Here is a 6,264-nt window from a genome sequence, read left to right on the forward strand (position 1 = left end):
CTGGCGCAAGCTGACCGGCGTGGCCGCCAGGGTCAACGCCGCGGTCAAGCCGATGAGCGATCTCGACAATTACGGCAAGGACGAGGTCTGGACCTATCCGGACAACGGCTTCGGCGACTGCGAGGACTATGTGCTGGAGAAGCGGCGCGATCTCTATCGCATGGGCATGTCGCTCGCCGACCTCCTGATCACCGTCGTGCGCAAGCCCGACGGCGAAGGCCATTCCGTGCTGACGGTGCGCACCGACAAGGGCGACTACGTCCTCGACAATCTGACCGACAAGGTCAAAGCCTGGGACGAGACGGGCTACCGCTACCTCAAGCGGCAGGCGATCGACAACACCGGCCGCTGGGTTTCGATCCGCGATGGCCAGCAGGTGCTGGTCGGTTCGGTGCAGTAGGCGCGGACTCGACGCATTCGAAGCGCGCCGCGTTGAAGCGATGCGCCTTGGTTACTTTCACCAGATATCGTAGGTCAGCGCCGCCCCTCATTGCCCTGCCGGGCATTTCTCCCCGTATAGTGACGGGGAGAAAGACGCCGTCATCGATGGTTTCGCCAATCATTCAACGCTGAACAATGGGCGCCAACGTCGCGGCCATCTCCCTTCTCCCCGTCACTATACGGGGAGAAGGTGCCGGCAGGCGGATGAGGGGCAGCGCGATGTTTGCAATTAATGCATGTCGCCCAGAAGTGTGCGCGGTTCTGGGACAACGACATGCATCAAAACAAGGACTTAAAGCGCGTCGCCTGAATCCGTTTCAGCGCGATGCGCTTTAATGCCTGTCAGCCGCGCCGGCCGAGCGCGACGCGGACCGAGGCGGTGATGCTCCGAAGCTCCGCCTCGTCCAGCTTCTCGATGCTCTCGGCCAGCAGATTGGCCAGCTCGGTCGCGGCGGGCGAGAGACCGGACGTGTCGATCCTGACCCTGGGATGCGAGGTTTCGGCGAGGCGGGCCAGGTCCTCGGCATCGTCCCAGATGATGTTGAAATAGCCGATGATCTTCTGGATCAGCGTCCAGGTCGGGGCGCCGCGGCGGCCATGCTCCAGCGCCGACAGATAGGCGGCGCTGACGCCGATGGCCTGAGCCATCGCCTTCTGGCTGACGCCGCGTTCGGCGCGCAGCGCCCGCAGCCTTTCACCGAACGGGGTCATGCCATCCCCTTGCTCATGACCGCATCCTCATGCGCGCGTGCGCCTCAGCCGGACATAGAGCGCGCCCGAGCCGCCATGGTTGCGGGCGGCATGATCATGGCTGGAGACCAGGTGCCGGAAGGCCGGCGTCGACAACCAATGCGGCACCGAGCGCCGCAGGATACCGTCGCCGCCGGACGACGAGCCCTTGCCGGTGATGACCAGCACATAGCGGATGCCGCCGGCATGCGCGCGGTGCAGGAAGGTGAGCAGCAGCGAATAGGCCTCTTCCTGCGTCATGCCATGCAGGTCGACGCGGCCCTCGATCGGCAGCCGGCCTTTCTTCAGTTTTTCATGCGTCTGGTCGTCCAGCACATGCGAGACGTGCTGTGTCTTGGGTTTCGCGGCAACGGCCGAGACGCCGTTGACCGGCGCCGATGCCGGCACCGGCTTGGGCTCGATGACATCTGGAATCTCGATGGCGGCCTTGCCTTTCAGCGGCCGCGTCGTCCGCGCCACCAGGTTCCAGAGGATGCGGTCGTCCTCGCTGAGCTTGTCGTCGCGGCGGGTCACATGCGCCTCCCGGTGACCAAGCCGCGCGGAACCAGCGCGTAGAAATCGGCGGCGTTGCGAACCACGCCGGCGATTTCGCCGGCGGCATCGCCGGAGCCGGCGAAGAGATCGCCGCGCGCCGGACCGGTGATGGCCGACCCGGTGTCCTGCGCGATCATCAGCCGCCGGAACGGATTTCCGTCAAAAGCGGTGAGCGTCGGCGCGTCGATATAGAAGGGCGTGCCGAAGGTGTGCAACAGCCGGTCGACGGCGACGGAGCGGCCAGGTGTCAGCGGCACTTTGGCGGCAGCGACCGGCCCGAGCGCCGGATCGTCGACCGGCGCCTCGCGGAAGAAGATATAGGAGCGGTTTTGCCAGAGGATCTCGTCGACGCGATCGGGATGCGCCTTGAACCAGGCGCGGATCGACTGCATCGTCACCTTTGCAATCGGGATCTCGCCGATCTCGCTCAAGATTTTGCCCGGGCCGGTGAAGCGCTGGCCGGATTTGGCGGCATAAGTGACCCGGCACAGCCGGCCGTCGGTCATCTTCAGCCGGGCCGCGCCCTGCACATGGATGAAGAAGACGTCGACCTTGTCGGCAAGCCAGGCAATCTCGAGGTTCCTGCCGGAGAGTGCGCCGCGCTCGATTGCGCCGCGGTCGGGATATTCGACGGGGCCTGCCGGCGTGTCGCGCCCGAAGGCGAGATAGGGATCCATGCCGGCGGGCCGGTTTTTGTCGTCTATGTCGATGAGGTCGGCCGGGCGGGAAAGCAGCGGCACGACGAACCGCTCCGTCCTGACCGGCGAGGCCTCGACCTGCGGCTCGTAGAAGCCGGTGACGAGGCCGGCGCCGCCGTTGTCGGCCGGCACCAGCACCGGAACGAAATGGCGTTCGAAGAACGACCGCGCCTGCGACCGATTCGCCGGCGAAACGGAACGCGCTTCGGCATAGGCCCCGGCAAAGGCGTTGAAATCGATGCCGAGCGAGCCGGTGCGGTAAGGCTTGGTCAGCACATGGAAAGCGGAACGTCTGAACGCGGCGAAGGCGGCGAGGTGATCGTCCTCGTCCCAACCGGGCAAGTCGCCGAAGGATTTTTCGCTGAATGTCGGAAAGAGCGGCACGACCGGGCCCCGCCGCTCTGTCTCAGTCTTCTTCTTCCGTGGCGACGAGCTTCCAGTTCGGGTCGCGCGAGCGGGTGTCGCGGAAGAAGGTCCAGACGTCCTTGACCTCGGCGACTTTCTCGGGATCGCCGTCGATGACGGCGCCGACCTTGTCCCGGGTCGCTGAAATCAGCTCGCTGACGATGCGCAGCGTGATATGCGCCTCGCTGCCCTTCATCTCGGCGGCGACGGCGTCGACCTTGTCGATGCCGACGAAGGAAGACTGGATCTTTTCCGATTTCGCCTCGCGTTCGCCGATCGCGGCGGCGAAGCTGTCATAGACTTCGCGCGACAGGAGGTTCTTCAGCGTCTTGCGGTCGCCATCGGCAAAGGCCATGACGATCATCTCGTAGGCCATCTTGGCGCCGTCGATGAAGGTTTTCGGATCGAAGGACGGATCGTTGTCCTTGATCGTGCGCAGGCCCTTGTTGAGATCGCTGTCAGGCTTGGCGAAGGCGTCGATCGCAGCATAGGTCTCGGCCGCCGTCTCGCCAGGCATGCGCTTGCGCGGCAGCGACACCACATTCTCGGATTTCTGCGCCGCGTCCTGCTCGCGCGTGCGGCTCGCCGAATAGGGATCGAAGGGCGGGCGCTCGTTTCCGGTGCGGCGGCCCAGCACGTTGCGCAGTTGGAAGAAGATCACAACCGCCGCAATCAAGAAGAAAATCGTGCCGAAGTCGAAGAAACCCATATCTTCCGCCAATTCCATCCCTGTCCTGGCCGGACCACCAGAGCCCCGCCCTAAGGCTCACAAAGGCGGCGGTCGCATAGCATTCAACACCCAAAGCATATAGAACGGCGGGCGCAATCATTCAAATCAAAGGCAGCCATACCTATCTAAGGGCCCCGGTACCAGCGGCGATTGCCCGCGGGCCCGCAAAAGAGAAAGCGATCGGTCAAGACTTGCGCGTTTCACTCTTCCCGCTGTTCCTGCTCCTGCTGCCGCTGCTGGAGATCGCCGGCTTCGTCATCGTCGGCCGCGAAGTGGGCGCTTTGGCGACGGTTGCGCTGGTCGTGCTTTCCACGATTGCCGGCAGCCTGCTGCTTCGCCATCAGGGTTTTGGGGTGATGGCGCGGGTGCGGGCGGAAATGGATGCCGGACGCGACCCCAGCCGCCAGCTCGCGCATGGCGCGATGATCGTGCTGGCGGCGATCCTGCTGATCATTCCAGGCTTCATCACCGACATTTTCGCCATCCTGCTGCTCCTGCCGCCTGTGCGCGATCTCGCCTGGCGGCTGCTGAAGAGCCGCATCGTGATGGCGACGAGCTTCAGCAGCGGCTTTTCCGCCCGCGGCCGCGACAAGGTGATCGATCTCGACGACAGCGACTATTCGCGCGACGACTACAAGCGCGGGCCGGACCACAATTCCCCTTGGCGTCGGCTGAAAGACGACTAGGTCTGGATGTAGGCTCGTCTGCTATCTCGTGCACGTCATTGCCCGGAACCGCCGCGCAGTCTGGACGACCTGCAGTTTTTGCCTGACGCATGTCGTTATCCCAAAACCGCTACGCACTTTTGGGCGACATGCGTGACGGCGGCAAAACTTGTCTTGTCATGCCGACCATGGTAGCGAACCCCCGATTTCAATCCGGTCAGCAATGCTGCCCAGGCAAAAGGACAAAGGCTCATGGCCAGCAACGATGACGCCGCGGCAGGCGCCGCCAACGGCAACGGCAACCAGGCACAGCCCTCGCTCAACGTGCTTGCCCAGTATGTGAAGGACCTGTCCTTCGAAAGCCCCGGCGCGCCAAATTCGCTGCGCGGCCGCGACAAGGCGCCCGGCATCGCCATCAATGTCAACGTCAACGCCAACCCGCTTTCGGACAAGCAGTTCGATGTCAATCTCACGTTGAACGCCAAGGCCACCTTCGACCAGGAAGTGCTGTTCAACGTCGAGCTGGTCTATGGCGGCGTCTTCGCCATCAGCGGCTTCCCGCAGGAGCACATGCTGCCGATCCTGTTCATCGAATGCCCGCGGCTGCTTTTCCCCTTTGCCCGCCAGATCATCGCCGACGCCACCCGCAACGGCGGCTTCCCGCCGCTGATGCTCGACCCGATCGATTTCGCGCAGATGTTCCAGCAGCGCATCGCCGAGGACCAGGCCGCAGCGAAGGTCCAGGTGAGCTGAGAAAGGCTCTGCCGCCGTATCGTATCGAGAGCCCGGCTTCGCGCCGGGCTTTTTTTGTTGGAGACGTTGGCGGGACAGCGCCCCCCTCTGGCCTGCCGGCCATCTCCCCCTCAAGGGGGGGAGATCAGACGTCACGCCGGCTTTCGCCAATCTCAAACCGTTAAAAAGTTGGCAAGGCGCCAGAGCTGCCAATCTCCCCCCTTGAGGGGGAGATGCCCGGCAGGGCAGAGGGGGGCGCGAAGGATCGCTGCCTACGCGGCTATAGCCACTCAACCCGCTGCCGCCACCTTCAACCACAGCGCCTTCTCGCCGAGCGTGCCGACAAGACCGGCATGAGCGGCCCGATCCGCCTCGGTCAGCCTCGGCGGCAGGGCGATCGGCCTTGCGCCGATCGAGATGTCGATGTCTGCCACCTCGCCGGCACCGTTCATCTGGATCGCGACGGCGTCGAGGACAAGAGCCGCCTGCTTGCCGCCGATGAGCTCGATATAGACCTCGGCCAGCAATTCGGAGTCGAGCAGCGCGCCGTGCTTGGTGCGGCGGGTGTTGTCGATGCCGTAGCGCCGGCAGAGCGCGTCCAGCGAATTCGGGCCCATCGGATGCTTGCGGCGCGCGAGCGCCAGCGTGTCGATGACGCGGGCGCCGTCGATGGCCGGATGGCCGAGCCGGCCGAATTCGAGATTGAGGAAGCCGATGTCGAACGTGGCGTTGTGGGCGATCAGCTTGGCGCCGTCGGTGAAGGCCAGCCACTCCTCCACGACTTCCGTGAAGGTCGGCTTGCCGACCAGGTCGGCGGCGCTGATGCCGTGCACGGCCTGCGCCTCGGCATGAATCGCGCGCCCTTGCGGATTGATGAATTTGTGGAAGGTGCGGCCGGTCGGGAAGCGGTTGACCAGCTCGACGCCGCCGAGCTCGATAATGCGGTCGTCGCGCAAGTCGAGGCCGGTGGTTTCCGTATCGAAGATGATCTCACGCATTCGAATCAGTCCGCTCAAAAGAGCAGAATCATAAACCAGAACAAAATGGCAATGGGGACTGCTGACAGCAAGAGTCAGGAGCGAGCCTTATCCCCTGTCAGTTCGCTGACGATCGCCTCGACCGCCCGGCGCGCCGCATCGAAGCCTTGCCCGGTGTCGACGATGAAATCGGCCTGGCGGCGCTTTTCCGTGTCCTGCACCTGCTTGGCGAGGATGGCTTCGAATTTCGCCGCGCTCATGCCGGGCCGCGCCAGCACCCGGGCACGCTGGACCTCGGCCGGCGCGGTGACGACCACGACCTTGTCGACGCG

9 protein-coding genes are annotated in these 6,264 nt (G+C 64.4%); 3 read left to right on the plus strand and 6 right to left on the minus strand.

Translation table 11 applies throughout. The features are described from left to right. The coding region (locus tag EOA38_RS24700) for a transglutaminase-like cysteine peptidase (protein WP_148669487.1) at nt 1–400 on the plus strand (400 nt) is incomplete at its 5' end. Nucleotides 401–783: 383 nt separating this feature from the next. On the opposite strand, the gene EOA38_RS24715 is transcribed toward EOA38_RS24700, so the two are convergent. From EOA38_RS24715 to EOA38_RS24730, 4 genes are read right to left on the minus strand one after another with little or no spacing between them, the layout of a single operon-like run. Then, nucleotides 784–1,152: a helix-turn-helix transcriptional regulator gene (locus EOA38_RS24715; protein ID WP_126091073.1), complete on the minus strand. Its 369-nt coding sequence runs from the start codon at nt 1,150–1,152 to the stop codon at nt 784–786. Between the two features lie 27 nt (nt 1,153–1,179). After that, nucleotides 1,180–1,704 (minus strand): Smr/MutS family protein, encoded by a 525-nt coding sequence (locus tag EOA38_RS24720; protein WP_127300454.1) that lies wholly within the window; start codon nt 1,702–1,704, stop codon nt 1,180–1,182. After that, entirely contained in the window at nt 1,701–2,807 is a 1,107-nt protein-coding gene (locus EOA38_RS24725) for a murein transglycosylase A (RefSeq protein ID WP_127300455.1), read from the minus strand. The genes EOA38_RS24720 and EOA38_RS24725 overlap by 4 nt, the downstream gene beginning before the upstream one ends. 22 nt (nt 2,808–2,829) lie before the next feature. Next, on the minus strand, nt 2,830–3,537 hold the full coding sequence (locus tag EOA38_RS24730) for a Tim44/TimA family putative adaptor protein (RefSeq protein WP_127300456.1): 708 nt from the start codon (nt 3,535–3,537) through the stop codon (nt 2,830–2,832). Nucleotides 3,538–3,749: 212 nt separating this feature from the next. On the opposite strand from EOA38_RS24730, the gene EOA38_RS24735 reads away from it, so the two are divergent. Together EOA38_RS24735 and secB are read left to right on the plus strand one after the other, a co-directional pair. Next, on the plus strand, nt 3,750–4,244 hold the full coding sequence (locus EOA38_RS24735; protein ID WP_126091077.1) for an FxsA family protein: 495 nt from the start codon (nt 3,750–3,752) through the stop codon (nt 4,242–4,244). A 231-nt stretch (nt 4,245–4,475) separates the two neighbouring features. Further along, entirely contained in the window at nt 4,476–4,976 is a 501-nt protein-coding gene (gene secB, locus EOA38_RS24740) for a protein-export chaperone SecB (RefSeq protein ID WP_127300457.1), read from the plus strand. 269 nt (nt 4,977–5,245) lie between these two features. On the opposite strand, the gene dnaQ is transcribed toward secB, so the two are convergent. Next, the gene (gene dnaQ / locus EOA38_RS24745; protein WP_127300458.1) at nt 5,246–5,953 is read right to left on the minus strand and encodes a DNA polymerase III subunit epsilon; all 708 of its coding nucleotides are present in this window, start codon (nt 5,951–5,953) and stop codon (nt 5,246–5,248) included. 74 nt (nt 5,954–6,027) lie between these two features. Then, nucleotides 6,028–6,264: dephospho-CoA kinase (locus EOA38_RS24750; protein WP_127300459.1), on the minus strand; the 237-nt coding region annotated here is incomplete at its 5' end.

It is taken from the genome of Mesorhizobium sp. M1E.F.Ca.ET.041.01.1.1, from assembly GCF_003997355.1.
GTDB lineage: Bacteria > Pseudomonadota > Alphaproteobacteria > Rhizobiales > Rhizobiaceae > Mesorhizobium.

Excerpts from the sequence above, each read along its gene's own strand:
- EOA38_RS24715 (WP_126091073.1), bottom strand. The coding sequence starts at position 1,152 with ATGACCCCGTTCGGTGAAAGGCTGCGGGCGCTGCGCGCCGAACGCGGC.
- EOA38_RS24730 (WP_127300456.1), bottom strand. The coding sequence starts at position 3,537 with ATGGGTTTCTTCGACTTCGGCACGATTTTCTTCTTGATTGCGGCGGTT.
- secB (WP_127300457.1), top strand. The coding sequence starts at position 4,476 with ATGGCCAGCAACGATGACGCCGCGGCAGGCGCCGCCAACGGCAACGGC.
- dnaQ (WP_127300458.1), bottom strand. The coding sequence starts at position 5,953 with ATGCGTGAGATCATCTTCGATACGGAAACCACCGGCCTCGACTTGCGC.